The sequence below is a fragment of the Devosia sp. Z6_126 genome (assembly GCF_058133495.1).
The window spans coordinates 410,055-424,596 of record NZ_JBYUNO010000003.1; the positions used below are offsets into that span (position 1 = coordinate 410,055).

Annotated in this window: 20 protein-coding genes and 1 tRNA gene; 16 read left to right on the plus strand and 5 right to left on the minus strand. The window is 62.1% G+C overall.

The window, feature by feature from the left end; translation table 11 throughout:
* Nucleotides 1-30: 30 nt before the first annotated feature.
* From AC3YOG_RS14180 to AC3YOG_RS14230, 11 genes are all read left to right on the plus strand, one after another.
* Nucleotides 31-804 carry a helix-turn-helix domain-containing protein gene (locus AC3YOG_RS14180; protein ID WP_489935555.1) on the plus strand — a complete coding sequence of 258 codons (774 nt, stop codon included), beginning with the start codon at nt 31-33 and terminating at the stop codon, nt 802-804.
* An 84-nt stretch (nt 805-888) separates the two neighbouring features.
* Entirely contained in the window at nt 889-1,326 is a 438-nt protein-coding gene (locus tag AC3YOG_RS14185) for a hypothetical protein (RefSeq protein WP_489935556.1), read from the plus strand.
* Nucleotides 1,327-1,389: 63 nt separating this feature from the next.
* The gene (locus AC3YOG_RS14190; RefSeq protein ID WP_489935557.1) at nt 1,390-1,758 is read left to right on the plus strand and encodes a hypothetical protein; all 369 of its coding nucleotides are present in this window, start codon (nt 1,390-1,392) and stop codon (nt 1,756-1,758) included.
* Nucleotides 1,755-1,973, plus strand: a complete 219-nt coding sequence (locus tag AC3YOG_RS14195; protein ID WP_489935558.1) for a hypothetical protein — start codon at nt 1,755-1,757, stop codon at nt 1,971-1,973. Before AC3YOG_RS14190 ends, AC3YOG_RS14195 begins: the two co-directional genes overlap by 4 nt.
* Nucleotides 1,973-2,212 (plus strand): hypothetical protein, encoded by a 240-nt coding sequence (locus AC3YOG_RS14200; RefSeq protein WP_489935559.1) that lies wholly within the window; start codon nt 1,973-1,975, stop codon nt 2,210-2,212. Before AC3YOG_RS14195 ends, AC3YOG_RS14200 begins: the two co-directional genes overlap by 1 nt.
* A 178-nt stretch (nt 2,213-2,390) precedes the next feature.
* Entirely contained in the window at nt 2,391-3,074 is a 684-nt protein-coding gene (locus AC3YOG_RS14205) for a hypothetical protein (RefSeq protein WP_489935560.1), read from the plus strand.
* 13 nt (nt 3,075-3,087) lie between these two features.
* Nucleotides 3,088-3,375, plus strand: coding sequence for a hypothetical protein (locus tag AC3YOG_RS14210; protein WP_489935561.1), 288 nt, complete (start codon nt 3,088-3,090; stop codon nt 3,373-3,375).
* Nucleotides 3,372-3,542 (plus strand): hypothetical protein, encoded by a 171-nt coding sequence (locus AC3YOG_RS14215; RefSeq protein WP_489935562.1) that lies wholly within the window; start codon nt 3,372-3,374, stop codon nt 3,540-3,542. Before AC3YOG_RS14210 ends, AC3YOG_RS14215 begins: the two co-directional genes overlap by 4 nt.
* A complete protein-coding gene (locus AC3YOG_RS14220) occupies nt 3,535-3,906 on the plus strand; it encodes a hypothetical protein (protein WP_489935563.1) in 372 nt (123 codons plus the stop codon). The genes AC3YOG_RS14215 and AC3YOG_RS14220 overlap by 8 nt, the downstream gene beginning before the upstream one ends.
* 166 nt (nt 3,907-4,072) lie before the next feature.
* Entirely contained in the window at nt 4,073-4,339 is a 267-nt protein-coding gene (locus AC3YOG_RS14225) for a hypothetical protein (protein WP_489935564.1), read from the plus strand.
* Complete coding sequence (locus AC3YOG_RS14230; protein WP_489935565.1) at nt 4,299-5,390, plus strand: tyrosine-type recombinase/integrase; 1,092 nt, start codon at nt 4,299-4,301, stop codon at nt 5,388-5,390. Before AC3YOG_RS14225 ends, AC3YOG_RS14230 begins: the two co-directional genes overlap by 41 nt.
* Before the next feature lie 61 nt (nt 5,391-5,451).
* On the opposite strand, the gene AC3YOG_RS14235 is transcribed toward AC3YOG_RS14230, so the two are convergent.
* From AC3YOG_RS14235 to AC3YOG_RS14245, 3 genes are all read right to left on the minus strand, one after another.
* Nucleotides 5,452-5,528, minus strand: a tRNA-Met gene (locus AC3YOG_RS14235).
* Between the two features lie 59 nt (nt 5,529-5,587).
* Nucleotides 5,588-7,063 (minus strand): UdgX family uracil-DNA binding protein, encoded by a 1,476-nt coding sequence (locus tag AC3YOG_RS14240; protein WP_489888745.1) that lies wholly within the window; start codon nt 7,061-7,063, stop codon nt 5,588-5,590.
* Entirely contained in the window at nt 7,060-8,298 is a 1,239-nt protein-coding gene (locus AC3YOG_RS14245) for a putative DNA modification/repair radical SAM protein (protein WP_489935566.1), read from the minus strand. Before AC3YOG_RS14245 ends, AC3YOG_RS14240 begins: the two co-directional genes overlap by 4 nt.
* Before the next feature lie 244 nt (nt 8,299-8,542).
* Between AC3YOG_RS14245 and AC3YOG_RS14250 the strand changes: the two genes are divergently transcribed.
* Together AC3YOG_RS14250 and AC3YOG_RS14255 are read left to right on the plus strand one after the other, a co-directional pair.
* Nucleotides 8,543-9,493, plus strand: a complete 951-nt coding sequence (locus AC3YOG_RS14250; RefSeq protein ID WP_489935567.1) for a ring-cleaving dioxygenase — start codon at nt 8,543-8,545, stop codon at nt 9,491-9,493.
* A 157-nt stretch (nt 9,494-9,650) separates the two neighbouring features.
* Nucleotides 9,651-9,857, plus strand: coding sequence for a hypothetical protein (locus AC3YOG_RS14255; protein ID WP_172124057.1), 207 nt, complete (start codon nt 9,651-9,653; stop codon nt 9,855-9,857).
* Here AC3YOG_RS14255 and mnmA read toward each other — a convergent pair.
* Nucleotides 9,854-11,005, minus strand: a complete 1,152-nt coding sequence (gene mnmA / locus AC3YOG_RS14260; RefSeq protein WP_489935568.1) for a tRNA 2-thiouridine(34) synthase MnmA — start codon at nt 11,003-11,005, stop codon at nt 9,854-9,856. The genes AC3YOG_RS14255 and mnmA overlap by 4 nt on opposite strands.
* Before the next feature lie 249 nt (nt 11,006-11,254).
* Between mnmA and AC3YOG_RS14265 the strand changes: the two genes are divergently transcribed.
* The 3 genes from AC3YOG_RS14265 (at nt 11,255) to sciP (ending at nt 13,744) form a co-directional block, all read left to right on the plus strand.
* The gene (locus tag AC3YOG_RS14265; protein WP_489935569.1) at nt 11,255-12,649 is read left to right on the plus strand and encodes a flagellar hook-length control protein FliK; all 1,395 of its coding nucleotides are present in this window, start codon (nt 11,255-11,257) and stop codon (nt 12,647-12,649) included.
* 9 nt (nt 12,650-12,658) lie between these two features.
* Nucleotides 12,659-13,327, plus strand: coding sequence for a flagellar hook assembly protein FlgD (locus AC3YOG_RS14270; protein ID WP_489935570.1), 669 nt, complete (start codon nt 12,659-12,661; stop codon nt 13,325-13,327).
* Between the two features lie 138 nt (nt 13,328-13,465).
* On the plus strand, nt 13,466-13,744 hold the full coding sequence (gene sciP / locus AC3YOG_RS14275; RefSeq protein ID WP_035102845.1) for a CtrA inhibitor SciP: 279 nt from the start codon (nt 13,466-13,468) through the stop codon (nt 13,742-13,744).
* A 90-nt stretch (nt 13,745-13,834) separates the two neighbouring features.
* On the opposite strand, the gene AC3YOG_RS14280 is transcribed toward sciP, so the two are convergent.
* Nucleotides 13,835-14,458: a glutathione S-transferase family protein gene (locus AC3YOG_RS14280; protein WP_489935571.1), complete on the minus strand. Its 624-nt coding sequence runs from the start codon at nt 14,456-14,458 to the stop codon at nt 13,835-13,837.
* Nucleotides 14,459-14,542: the final 84 nt, after the last annotated feature.

A 14,542-nucleotide genomic window follows, 5' to 3' on the forward strand; every position in this document is an offset into this window, starting at 1 on the left:
TGATCCACCGCTTCTGAGGGATAGTTGGGTATGGCAAATTCTACGACGTTGGCAGATCGCATTCGGGCGCGCTTGAGCGCTACCGGCAAGAGCGCTTCAGCCGTTTCCATGGAGGCGGGGCTCGGTCGGTCGGCTATCCGCGACATTCTAAACGGCAAGGCTGGTCATCCCAGGCTTGATACCTTGATGAAACTCGCCGGCCCCCTCGGGTGCTCAGTCGCGTTCTTAACTGGGCACGAAGACCAGGCAGGCGCATCGAGTAGCGCGCTAAGTGGTTTTGCACAGACGCTGGGCGTTCAGATGCTGTCCGTGCGGGCAGTTCTGAAAGTCGGAGTTTACGCCGACTCTCTCTCCACCCTCGGGGAAAACAGCGGCGCGTTCCAAGATTTGCACACCATTGCCGTTCCAGCGGGGATCATTGGAGAAGTGCAGCTTTACCGTTTAGGAGACGACAGTTTAGCCGGCGGAGGCCTGCTCAAAGACGACCTACTCATAGTTGAGCAGACGACCTCGGGCGTTGCGGACATCCTGATACCGGGCACCCTTGTCGTCGTGGAGCGGGCACTGCATGGAATGCCACAGGGGCCCTACGAATACAGTGCCCGCGTTGTTTCGGTACGCAAAGGAGTAGTGAGCCTGACCACAGCGCCGAGGGTCGACGAGCCGCGATCCGTTCTTATCGACCAGAATTCGTTCGAGGATGGCGATGAGGCCGATCCTGAACGCTTGAGCCTACTCCCGCCAGCATCGGGTTCAGTTCGTATTATCGGTGTGGGCCGCCAGGTAATTCGCGAATTGAAGTAACAGATGCGGGATTTATCCCCCATCGCCATTGACGAGGGATAAATCCCCCGTTAGGGTTAATCCAGAGTTGATCTGGAGGCCCACATGCCGTCACCTACCCTCACCCGCCGCTCAGCACTGACCGGTGCCAGTGCGGCCGTCGCGAGCACTGCCCTTGGGCTCGCCATCGTTCCGGCCGTCCGCGCCGATGCTGCCGAAGATATCTCATCGTGGTCGAGCGCAGGCGCCGATCGGGTGGAGCAGCTCATCGCTCGCCACCAGCGCCTCTGGCTCGCCTTTGTGCAGTCCTGCGATGCAGCGGACAGCCGTAGCTCTGCTTACGAGGGTGACGGCGCAGAGAAACGCCGGGACCGCCTGTGCGATGCCGAGACGCAGGCGCTGATCGCACTGATGCGTCAGCCGACCAACACCCGCTACGCCAACAATCGTAAAGCTACCTATCTGCTGACCACGATCGGCCATGCCGGCCGGTGGCAACCGGACATCGAGAACGTCGCCGCCCTGCTGTCGTCAATGCTTTGAGCAAATCGGCCCGGGCAAGCGGTTGAGACGCTCCCCGAGCCTTCCACCAAAACGGAGGCTTCAATGGATACTGCGAAGGATATCACCGCGATCGTCTCGGTGACAACGGTCCACAAGATCAGCACATCGATAGACACCAAGGGCGGGATGCTCGCGAAGGCCTACGCGGCCAAGCACCTTTCGAACGTGATCCTCGGTGAATTCAATCAGCACTTGGCAGCGAACAAGGGCCAACCCACAGAGATCGAATGCGTCAAGGCGTTTCCGGTCACCGATAATGTGCGGGACACCCTCGACTGGCTCGTATCGGAGCTTTGGGAGGTTTGTCAGGACTTAGCCGACCAGGTCGACGAGTTCCAAGACGACTTCGTGGAGATTTCGAACGCTGCCTTCGAGGCGGAGAGCGCCAAGCCAAATCGGGCGGGTGCATGATGGCGCTGGTTCACGAAGTAAACGAAGCCGCTGACGCGATTGCCGACGCAAGAGCCATGGTCTGGGCGGTGTTTCACATCGCTCAAGGGCTGCATGACGACGAAGTAGGCGAGGCCCTTTCCGCCTGCTGCAACCAAGCTCTGGTCCGCCTCGGGGCGGGCGCTGCCATTCTAGCCGCCGTCGCGGACATTGAACGCGTGAAGGAGGGCATGTGATGGCCCACAGCCCCCTCACCCTCTCCGTCGACGGCGCTTATGACCTCAACGCACTGCTGATCGTCTGCCATGCCGCGCTTGAAGCGCTCGACATGTACGACGGGGGTTCATCTGAAAATGCGCAGATCACTGGCGCTGTCGCCCGCACGCTCCGCGACATCGCCATCCCTATGGCCGGCGCTGCTGTGGACGCACTGGAGGGTGCCGAGCGCGCCGAGGAAGCGAGGGCGAAGCAATGACCGGGATTTGTCAATTTGAGAAGCCAAGGAGAACTCGTCTGTGACAAAGGCTTTCCTCAAGGAATTTACAGCGACCCTGCCCGTGGTCACCACCATCACGCCGGTTCGTCGCGTCTTTCGGGGGCATGCTCAAGCCCCTAATCGCGTCCTTCAGCGTCTGCTTCGACAGAGTGTTCTGATGCAAATCTTCGAGAACAGCATCGCCCTTGCCAAGCGCGACCCGTTGGTAAGGTGCAACCCCTTGGAGAAGGAGGACGCTATGGCTGCCCGCATCAATGTCGCCGAAATGACCCCGGAAGAATTTGAGGTATGGAAGGAGCGCAAGGCTGTCGTTCGCAGGGCTAACCAGAAACGTCGGTACGAGCGGATTAAGTCTGAGCAACCGGAACGGTATGCGCAGAATATGGCACGGAAAAACGCCTATTTCCGAGCCCACTACGCTCACCTGATGCAGACAGATCCGGACCGCCTGCGCGCCAAGGAGCCTGCATGGCGGGCTGCGAACCCAGAGAAGGCACGCGAACGGAGCCGCCGTCGGGCCATAAAGGTCAAGCTGTCAACACTGCCCAGAGAGGGAAGGGCATTCAGGGAGTGGCAGACCAAGCTATTTACCGACGCCATGACCGCCGTCCCCAAGAGCCTACCTCCGGACGTCCGGGATGACGTAATCTCCGCGCTTGTCCTGGCGGTACTCGAGGGGCGCGTGGCCGAAAAGGACATTGTGAAAAGCGCCAAAACCTTCGTTACGGCGCACTACCGCATGTTCGACCAGCACAAGCAGCTTTCCCTGGAGGTGCCTGTCGATGGGAGGGAAGGCGCAACCTTCAAGGACATGCTCGCATCCGACGTCGAGCATCTGTAGCTCGGAGCATCCCATGAACAAGATTGAAGCGAAGGCGAAGGCTCTGCTCGATGCTGTCGACTTCGACAACAACGGTGCCATGGTCGCGGGCAAGTACGTCGGGGGCAACGGTGGGCTGATCAGTCAAGCCACGATCAAAGCCGCGGACGAGCTGCGAAAGGCACTGATGAGCGGCGAGAATAATAAACCCACGCAAACTGCGGGGGTTTCCGGACAAACTGTCCCGATACCGCCGCAAGTTGCGGCAGTTTCCACGCAAACTGCGGCGAAACCAGATGCGCTGGCGGAGGTGAAGCCATGACAGCGCAAATAGTCGCTACGCTCGGCATGGTGTTGGCTCACGCGCTGGGCATGGTCGATGCGGGGCTGATCAACTACGGGCACAAGCCGTGGAAGTCTTGGGTCGTGATCGCGGTCTTCATGGCCGTGAACCTGATCATCAACGTCATGGTGGTCTCAAATGGCTGACCTGAGCGAATTCATCGCGCGCATCACCCGACTGGAATTATGGGCTTGGGGCACTGAGCCTCCCGCCCGGCTCCCATCGCTTGACCGGCTGATGCCGCAGATTGAAGTAACCAGCCTGCCCGCATCGGCACCGGAGGAACAGCCGGCGGGCGTCAGCCCTGACGTTTGGGAAACGGCTCGGGCGCTATGGCAAGATGAAGGTGCAGAGGACGGCGCTATTCTGATTGCTCTCGCAATTCAACAGGAGCGCGCCCGCGCGCAGTCCATCGCCATGCGCGAGCGCCGGAGGCACGGCGACGAAAGCAGCGGAGCGCTCGCGGCGGTACGGATCGCCCTTGAGATCGCTGAAGGGGAACGACCTTGAGACTGTCGTGGGTATCCGGGTGCGCAGTTGCGGCGCTCAGCTGCGCATCATGGGCCACGGGACTGCAACCCCAGACGATCTTTGCGCCCGAATTCACATGGTTGTGGTGGTTTCCAGCGTTCACCTGGACCTTCACCGCCATCAGGTCGGCGATGGGGGCGCTAGGATGAGCCATATCCCTCAAGCCCGGCGCCTACTGTCTCGCGCCGAAGCGGCGGCTTATTGCGCTCTGTCGGTTCCAACCTTCACGGCGGTATGCACCGTGCGACCTGTTCCTCTTGGCCCCGGTAAGCGTCTTGAGCGATTTGACCGGGCTGATCTCGATAAATGGATTGACGGGCTCAAAGGGATAGAGACCAAATCCGAATTCGATCAAGCACTGGAAGCCCTGAATGGCGCCGCGGAAGAAAAAACCGGCAATACCCGGCATTAAGCGATACTTCGAGCCGAAGTCCGGCAAGTGGTATTCTTATCACCGGAAAAGCGGGAAGAGGATCAACGCCGAGTATGGCACGCCTGAATTCGTGGCGGAGGTAGCCCGCCTCAATGACGAACTGGCGAAAGCGTCCGCCGGCAATGCCAAGGCGGGCACCCTTGGCGCGCTGATCGTGATGTATCGGATGACGGCCATGCCTCTTCTGGCACCCCGTACGCAGGCGGACTACCAGAAGGTGTTCGACTATCTTAAGCCGATGCAGGATCTGCCTTTAGCCTCTTTCACCAGCGGGGCCATTGTGAAGATCCGGGACAAGGCATTCGCCAAGCACAAGCGCCGGTTCGCCAACTACGTTGTGGCTGTATTTTCGGTCATCTTCGAGTTCGCGAGGGAGCGCGAGATGGTCGCCACAAATCCGGTGATCCGAACAGTCAAAAAGATACGCCGGCCGAAAGGAATGGCCGACGCTAACCGCCCATGGACCCAGCTTGAGCGCGAGGCTGTCATGGAGGCAGCCCCCGTTCACCTCAAGGTGCCGATCGCATTGGCGATGTTTGTTGGACTGCGTGAAGGTGACGTGCTGCGCATGACATGGGCGCGCTACAATGGGCACGACATCTCGACCACCACCAGCAAAGCAGGGACTTTCGTGTGGTGGCGCTGTCCCGCAGCGTTGCGGGAGATCCTCGACGCAGCGCCGCGGTTTGACGGCGTGCCAGAAATCGCAGCGACCAGCCGGGGCAAAGCCTGGTCGGAAAGTGGATTTCGGGCGTCATGGCGAAAGTTCAGGATGTCACTGGAAGAGCAGAACTTGGTGCAGCCTGGCCTTACCATCCACGGCCTCCGGCACACGGTGGCCACGACCATGCGTGAGCAAGGTTTTGACACTCGCACTATAGCTGACGCCCTCGGACAAAAGACCGAGATAATGGCCGCGCACTACAGCAAACACGCTAACTTGCGGAACAAAATGGCGACGGTAACCGATGCTATGGATCGCCAGCATCAGAACGAACAGGAACAGAAGCTGTCTAGACGCAGTGTCTAGAGCTCGTTTCGTTCTTTTCCCCGCAGAAGCAAAAAACCCCCGGTTTCCCGGGGGTTTTGATTGGTAGCGAAGCCCAGATTTGAACTGGGGACACACGGATTATGATTCCGCTGCTCTAACCAACTGAGCTACTCCGCCTCACGGCTCAGCCTCGATAAGGCCGATGCGCGAATACCTAGTTTTGGCGAGCGGCGCTGTCAAGTGTGTGACGCAACTGAGTTCTGCGCTGTTCTGACCCGCTCGATCGCGTCGCGCACCAAAACGAGGTCCGCCTCGAACTTGGCCCGCTCTTCTTCCTGGCGCTCCCGCTCGGGAATGCGCAGCAAATAGGAGGGATGATTGGTCACAAACAGCATCGTGCCATCATCCATGGTGATCGGCGCACCGCGCAGCCGTGAAATCGTTGCCGCTTTCCCCAACAGGCTCGACGCCGCCGTGGCGCCCAGCGCCACGATCACCTTGGGCTTAACGAACGCCCGCTCCAGATTGAGCCAGAATCGGCACGCCTCCACCTCGCCCCCATTGGGCTTTTGGTGGATGCGCCGCTTGCCGCGCGGCTCGAACTTGAAATGCTTGACTGCATTGGTGACATAGACCTGCTCGCGGTCGATCCCCACCTTTTCAATCGCGGCATCCAGCACCTTGCCCGCTGGCCCCACGAAGGGCTGCCCCGCCAGATCCTCCTGGTCGCCCGGCTGCTCGCCAACAAACATCACGTCGGCGGCTTCGGGTCCTTCCCCGAACACCGCTTGCGTTGCAAATTCGAACAGCGGGCAGCGCCGGCATTCCTGCACGGCCGCGCGTGCCTCGGCGAGCGAGGCGACCTCGCGCTCCCCATCCTGGACTGCCGGCGCCTCTGTCGGGCGCCGCAGATGCCGTGCCGGTGGTTGGCTCGAAACCCGCTCGATCATTTCCCGCTCCGCTTCTCTGGCACCTCGGATCATGGGAGCAATGAGTTCGGCCTCGGGCAGGTTGCGCCAGTATTTCATCGGCATCTCCCCCTTCATCGCGCCGATCTTGAGCCGCGCAGGATTGAAGATGGAGGCGAAATAGGTCTTCCAGTCGCCCTCGACCGCATCATCCTCGGGCACGTCGCTTTTCTGCCCGCCCGGCCCGAACAACAGCTCCTGCCCGTCCCAAAAGGCCGAGCGATAGGGCGTGATGATCGCCCAGATCATGCCGGCAAAGCGGCGCTCGAAAAACGGTGCCGTACGTTCAAGGATAAAATGCTCGGGCTCGAACCAGGCGGCAAAGCGCTCGAGCCCGCTATCGTCGATAACAGCCTTGAAGCGCACAAACGCCTTCATCTTGTGGCTGTCGCGCCGGACCGCCGAAGCCAGACCGGTTAGGCGCAGCAAATCGGGGTCGGAGGCCGCCGTCATCAGCCCTCGATCCTCCAGCAGGCGCCACAAGAAGCGATAGAGCAGAGCAAACCGCTCGGGATCATTGTTGCAGATCGCCAACTGCGCCAACTCGATAAAGGCGGGCGGCACGCTCCCGACCGCCCCTTCCCCGCTTGGCAGCATGGAATCGCCCGCTTCGAACAACCCGTTTTCTTCCCCCGGCCCCCGCCAGATCACCTGCTCGGGCCGCACGCCCGCCAGCAACAACTGCCGCGCCTTGGCCCGCCACTCGGCAAAGTCGTTGCGCTTCTCCAGCCGCACCGAAATCATGCAAACAGGCTCAACTGTTCGGGCTGCGGCGTCAACTTGGCCTTGAGCTTTGCATCATCGGTCATACCGCCCGGCGTCCAGTCCACCGCTTCGATGAACGGGCGCACCGCATCGATCGAGCCGACAATGCGCGCCACATCTTCAAGGCGCAAACTGTGGTGGCGCCGCGTCGTGATGATCCGCTCGATGCTCTTGGTCCCCAGTCCCGGCACCCGCAACAGCAGTTCGCGGTCGGCGCGGTTCACATCGACGGGAAAGCGCTCGCGATGCTTGAGCGCCCAGGCAAGCTTCGGGTCGATCGCCAGGTCCAGCAACCCACCCTCCCCGCCCGCCACGATCTCGGGCACGTCAAAGCCATAGAACCGGATTAGCCAATCGGCCTGGTAGAGCCGGTGCTCACGCAGGAGCGGCGGCGCCTTGAGGGGCAGCTTGGCGCTGGAGTCGGGAATGGGCGAAAAGGCCGAGTAATAAACCCGCTTGAGCTTGTAGCCCGAATACAGCCCCGCCGCGCGCGTCAGGATGGCTTCGTCATTGGCAGCATCGGCACCCACGATCATCTGCGTGGATTGCCCCGCCGGCGCATATTTGGGCTTGTCGGCTTTGGTCTTTGGCTCAGGCGCGGCTTCCGCCAGCTTGCCGCGGATGCGGGCCATGGCCGTGCGGATCTCGCTCGGCTTTTTCTCCGGCGCCAGTGCCTCCAGCCCCAGATCGGTCGGCAGCTCGATATTGGTCGATAGCCGATCCGCCCAGCGCCCGGCTTCCGCCAGCAGCTCAGGCGCGGCATTGGGAATGACCTTGAGATGGATATAGCCGGCGAAGTGATGGTCCTCGCGCAGGCTGCGCGCCACCCGCACCATTTGTTCCATCGTATAGTCGGGCGAGCGGATGATCCCGGAGGACAGAAACAGCCCCTCGATATAGTTGCGTTTGTAGAAGTCGAGGGTCAGTCCCACCACTTCCTCGACGGAAAAGCGCGCCCGCTGCACATTGGACGAGGAGCGGTTGATGCAATAGCTGCATTCATAGATGCAGAAATTGGTCAGCAGCAGCTTGAGCAGCGAAATGCAGCGCCCGTCCGGCGCATAGGAGTGGCAAATGCCATTGCCCTCGGTCGAACCGATGCCGCCGCTCGCCTTGCTGTTGCGTTTCTCGGTGCCGCTGGAAGCGCAGGAGGCATCATATTTGGCGGCGTCCGACAACACGGCCAGCTTGCGACGAAGGGTTAAAGCCGCCATCCACGTTCCTCATCTGTTCACGCCAGTCTTAACGCGCGAACCGAACAAAAGCACCGGCGAAAACCTGTTCTAGCCAGCTTGTGATCGCCTCCTCGCCCTGGAAACGATGGGGTTCCATTGTTCGCTCAGGCGCAACAACCCGTTATGGCGCCGTGGGCTGACGGGATCGGGCAACTTCACCTATCTTGAGGGCAACGGCACCAAGGCTCGGCTGACGAGCATGTGCACTCCAAGGAGAACACCAATGGACCTTCAGCTTGGCGGCATCCACCACCTGACCGCAGTCACCGCCCAGGCGGCCAAGAACCTGCAGTTCTACACCCAGACGCTGGGCATGCGGCTGATCAAGAAGACCGTCAACCAGGACGACACCACTGCTTACCACCTGTTCTATGGTGATGGCGTGGCCTCGCCCGGCGCAGACCTGACCTTCTTTGATTTCGACGCCGCCCGCGAGCAGCGCGGCAACCACACTGTCAGCCGCACTGGCCTGCGCGTCGATAGCGAGGACAGCCTGCAATGGTGGAAAGAGCACCTGCAGGCGCAGGGCGTCGGCACCTCGGCCATCAAGGAACGCAATGGCCATGTCTCGCTCGATTTCGAGGATTTCGAAGGCCAGCGCTTCCGCCTCGTGCTCGATCCCGCCAACAAGGTCGTGCCCTGGGCCAAGTCGCCCGTGCCTGCCGAGCGGCAGATCATCGGCCTTGGGCCGATCAGCCTTGCCGTGCCGCGCCTCGATCGCACCGAAGTGGTGCTGACGCAGGTGATGAACATGCGCAAGGTGCGCACCTATCCCGCCCGCGAGCGCAATGGGGAAACCCATGTGTTCGAGATGGGACCCGGGGGCCCCGCGGCCGAACTGCACGTGGTGGTCGACCCAAGCCTGCCCCCGGCACGGCCCGGCGCCGGTGGCGTGCACCATGCGGCGTTCCGCACGCCCGACCAGGATACGCTCCGGCAGTGGATCGCCCATGTCAACTCGTTCGGCATCCGCTCGAGCGGGGAAGTCGAGCGGTTCTACTTCACCTCGCTTTATTTCCGCGAGCCCAATGGCATTCTGTTCGAGATCGCGACGGACGTGCCCGGCTTTGCTGCGGATGAGCCGATGGAAACCTTGGGTGAAAGCCTTTCCCTGCCGCCTTTCCTTGAAAGCCGGCGGGCGAGCATCGAAGCGGGCCTCAAGCCCCTGGTCTAAACCGCTTCAGTCCACCAGCTCTCCTCCCCGCCCGGGGAGGAGAGCGCAATTGGCGCGGCGCGTCACCACGGCCTTAGCCAAAGCGCAGCGAAGGTGCTAAACCCGGCGCGCATCCCGTGGGGTGCGTTCCCGTTGACCCCCTTCAAAGGCAACTGCCATGCCCGTGCGAAAACTCAATTCCAGCCAATGGGTGCTCGCCATTTTCATCGGGCTGGCCGTCATCACCGTGGCAGCGACGGTGTTCACCAATCTCGTGCAATGGCGCAACTACGACACGATCGAGGCCGAACAGAACATCGCGCCCGAAGACGCGATCCCCCTGCAAAAGGGCTTCACTGAGCCAACGCCGGCGCCCGCCAACTAGGCGGCAAACACCGCCGGCACCGCTTCCGCGATGAACCCACCGCCCATCACTTCGGACGTGGCGCTGTCATCGGCGTAGAACACGCAGGCCTGGCCCGGCGAAATGCCATATTCGCCGGCCACCAGCGTCACATAAACCGCGCCATCGCGCATCTGGATCACGGCCGGCTGCGGCCCGCGCGTCGAGCGCACCTTGACCTCGACCGGTGCACCATTGCCGGCGGCAGCTTCGGCCAGCGGCCGCGCCCCCAGCCAGTTCACATCTCGCAACCGCACCGTATGGGTCTTGAGCGCCTCGCGCGGCCCCACAATGACGCGCCCGGTCTTGTGCTCGAGCTTGATCACGTAGAGTGGCTCGGCAGCCGCCACGCCCAGGCCCTTGCGCTGTCCGACCGTGTAATTGACGATCCCGGCATGCCGCCCCAGCACCCGGCCATCGAGATGGACGATCTCGCCTTGCGCCACCGCTTCGGGATGCATCTTGCGGATGATATCGGCATATTTGCCCTGCGGCACAAAGCAGATGTCCTGCGAATCGTGCTTGTCGGCAATCTCGAGCCCCATTTCGCGCGCGAGCTCGCGCACCGCAGCCTTGCTCATCCCCCCCAGCGGAAAGCGTAAGAAGTCGAGTTGCGCCTGGGTGGTCGCAAACAGGAAATAGGTCTGGTCACGATCGCCATCGACGGGACGGAACAGTTGCCGCCGCCCATCTTCGCCCAGCCGCGACTGCACGTAATGGCCGGTCGCCAGCACATCAGCGCCAAGATCCTTGGCCACTTCCAGCAGGTCGACGAACTTGACCGACTGGTTGCAGGCAATGCACGGCACCGGCGTTTCACCCTGCTGATAGGCATTGGCGAACGGCGCGATCACCGAGCGCTGGAAGCGCTCTTCATAGTCCAGCACGTAATGGGGAATATCGAGTGCCGCCGCCACCCGGCGGGCATCATGGATGTCCTGCCCGGCGCAGCACGCGCCTTTACGATGGGTGGCCTCGCCATGATCATAAAGCTGGAGCGTCACCCCAACCACATCATAGCCCTGCCGAGCCAGCAGGCCCGCCACAACCGAGGAATCCACGCCCCCGGACATCGCGACAACAACGCGCGTGTCTTGGGGACGCTTGGCGATATCAAGCGAATTCAGCATCTTTCTTGCATCCGGTTGGGTTCAAGGGCCAGCGGACAACTGTCCCGCGCCTCTTAGCCCTTTCAGCAATGCGCTGCAACGCCGCCCGGCAGATTTTGCCGCTCGCGCTGCGCAATGCACCCTCCCGGCTCAAGCCATGTTCCTCGAACCCAAAACACAGCTCTGCGCAAACAAGCACTTAGCCGCCTTGGATCACTGGCAAGCTCCTTGCATGGCACGGGGCGAGTAGTTGCAGGATTTTTCGGCAAAGTGGCATCCCATCTTACCCTTTCGGTCGCAAGCGGTGCAGGCAGCGTCACGCGAAGCTTTGGCTCGCCCGCCGATGCCGACGCCGCACCCGCTTCGCCCGTTGACGCATTCGCCAGCCTGCTCACCGGCGCGAATGCCGGCACCACGCCGGCCTCGAGCTTCAACCTGAGCCTGGGCAAGGCGCTCGAAATAGGGCTCGAAACTGCGGGCGAAACCGACATCGAAGCCGAAGACCTTGGGCTGGCTCTGGGAGCCGAAGCCGCTCTCGTCCCCGAACCTCCCGCCCTGCCCCAGCTGCTCGACAGCCTCGCCAACATCGCCCAAAGCCTCGCTGCCGGCCAGTCTCCCGCAGGCGACGACCTCGGCGCGGCCAGCACCGCTCTCAGCCGGCTCGCCGACCAGTTGGGCATCTCCCTGTCCAGCCCGGCCCAGCCCGCAGCCGGTGGCGAACCGGCCAGCGATTTCGCGCAACAGCTGGCCAATGCCCTGGCGCCGCTGGCCGAACAGCTTCTCGGCACCGATGCCGCCGACGGTGGTCCCGAACTGGGTCAAAAGCTCGCCGCACTGCTCGCCGGCCTCAAGCAAGCCGGTCCCGGCCTTGATCAGCAGGCCCTTGCCGCCGGCGCCGCCGCGCTCGAAGACGCGGTGGCCAAGCTGACCCGCGCCATCCCGGCCGCCCCTCCCGCCGACCCGGCTGCCCCGAGCACCAGCACTGCCGCGCCCCTTACCTCCACCGGCTCCACGGCACCGACGCTCGCGCAGCCCAGCATCGAGCCTGACCCGGCTCTCGGCACCGACACCCAGCCAACCGCCGAAACCGACGCGAAGCCCGCTCCCGCTGCCGCCGAACCCCCGCTTGATGCTGCCGCGGCCAAAAGCCTGCCCAGCGCGCTCGACCGGGCCGAGGTCGCCGCCGCCGCCCTCCGTCCCGTGCAGCCTGGCTACCAGACCACCCAGCAACAGCTCAACCTGCCCCAGCTCGCCTTTGAGCTGGGGCACCAGGCCAATGCCGGCAATTCCCACTTCCAGATCCGTCTCGATCCGCCCGAGCTCGGCCGCATCGAGGTCAAGCTCGAATTCGATGCAGCGGGGCAGGTCAATGCCCGCCTCATCGTCGATAAGAGCGAAACCCTCGATCTGATGCAGCGCGACCAGCGCGGGCTGGAACGCGCCCTGCAGCAGGCCGGGCTCGATGCCAGCAAGACCAACCTCGAATTCTCCCTCCGGCAAAACCCCTCCCCAGGCGACGGGCGCCAGGGCAATGGGCAGGAGCAGGAACGCCGAGGCTCGTTCGGTGGCGGCCCGAGCGGCGGCGATGCCGACCCGCTACCCCTTCCCAGCGTCAATCTTTACCGCGGCAGCCTTGCGGCTGGCGGCGTCAACATCATCGCCTGAGGAACAATCATGGCTGTTAATGGCATATCCGCAACCTCTGCCGCCGGTGCGATCAGCAACTCGCGCAACACCATTGCCGATAATTTCGACACCTTCCTCAACATCCTGACCACCCAGCTCAAGAACCAGAACCCGCTCGAGCCGCTGGATACCAACCAGTTCACCCAGCAACTGGTGCAGTTCACTGGCGTGGAACAGCAGCTCAAGACCAACGACTTCCTTGAAGCCATGATGATGGCCAGCCAAAGCGCCGGCAAAACCGACGCGGTCAACTATATCGGCAAGGAAGTCACCGTCGCCGGCACCTCCTCCGAGCTCAAGGGCGGCAAGGCTCTGTGGGGCTATGTCGCCTCGGGGGCCGTGCAGAACGCCAAGGTGAACATCAAGAACGCCGCCGGCAGCATCGTTTACTCCGAGAACGGCTCGCTTCCCGCGGGCAACGGCCAGTTCGCTTGGGACGGCAAGGGCTCCAACGGGCTAGCTCAACCTGCTGGGTTGTATTCCATCGAGATCACCGGTACCGATCTGAGCGGAAATACGGTCGGCATCACCACGGCCGCGGTCGGGATCGTGAACGCGGTGGACTTTTCGGGCACGGAGCCGCTGCTGACCATCGGCACCTCCAAATACCCCCTTTCCCAGGTCCGGGATGTGCGCACCCCAACGCCGGCCACCTGACCCGTCGCGACACGCTTTGCGTCCCGAATACCTTGATTTTCCTTCTAATTCTTAACCTGTTGTTCGTTTCCCCTTAGCTGAATTTTAAGTCAGCATCGCTACTCTGCCTTCCTATGGTCAGGTTGAGTAGAGAGTAAAATGACCGTACAGATGCGTCCTCGCGTTAAGTACGTTATCGGACCGGACGGAAGTCCGCTCACGATCGCAGATCTTCCCCCCGCCAATACGCGGAGGTGGGTCATTCGGCGAAAAGCCGAAGTTGTTGCTGCGGTGCGCGGTGGTCTGCTCAGCCTCGAAGAGGCCTGCGACCGCTACACACTCAGCGTCGACGAGTTCCTGAACTGGCAGGCTGCCATCGACAAGCATGGACTTGCCGGCCTGCGGACCACCTGGATCCAGCATTACCGCGAGGGCTGATCCGGTCCAAACCGATAACGAGCACCAAAGCCCGCCGGGTCCGCCCTGCGGGTTTTTCGTTTTCTTGGCACTAGACCCCCAATCCGCCTCCTAAGGCGTCTCCGCCCCCATCCATCTTGCCCCCGCCTCCCGGCCGAGCAGCCGATCATAATACTCCCGCACTGCTGCAAACACGGGCTTGTCCGCCTGCACGCTCATCCAGCGATGCACCGAAAGGCCCAGCGCAATATCGGCAATGCTGAACTCAGCCCCGGCCACAAACGGCGAGCCTTTGGCCAGATGCCCATCCAACAACGCCATCTTGGCGCCCCAGGCTCGCAGTGACGCTGCAATCTGCTCGGGATCATCATAACCGGGCGTCTTGCGGATCAGCGCATTCACGGCATAACCCCAGGGTGGATTAAGCTCGCTCGCCTGCCAGCCCAGCCATTGCAGCACCCGCGCCCGCTCCTGCAGCCTACTCGGTAGCAAGCGCCCGTCACCTGCCTTTTCCGCCAGATAGATCAGGATCGCATTGCTTTCCCACAGCACGAATCCATCATCGATCAACACCGGGATCTGTCCATTGGGATTTAGCGCCAGGAACTCGGGCACCTTGGGATCGCGCAAGGGCAGGCCCCAATCCTCCCGCTCATAGGGGAGTCCCAACTCATCGGCCGCCCACAAGACCTTGCGCACATTGATGGACGTGACCCGCCCTAGCACTTTCAACACACTTGCTCTCCCGTCCGGCAATTTTTGCCCGCGCAACCGCTGGGCACCCACAAGTTAAGACAATGTTTACCAAACACTAGGTAA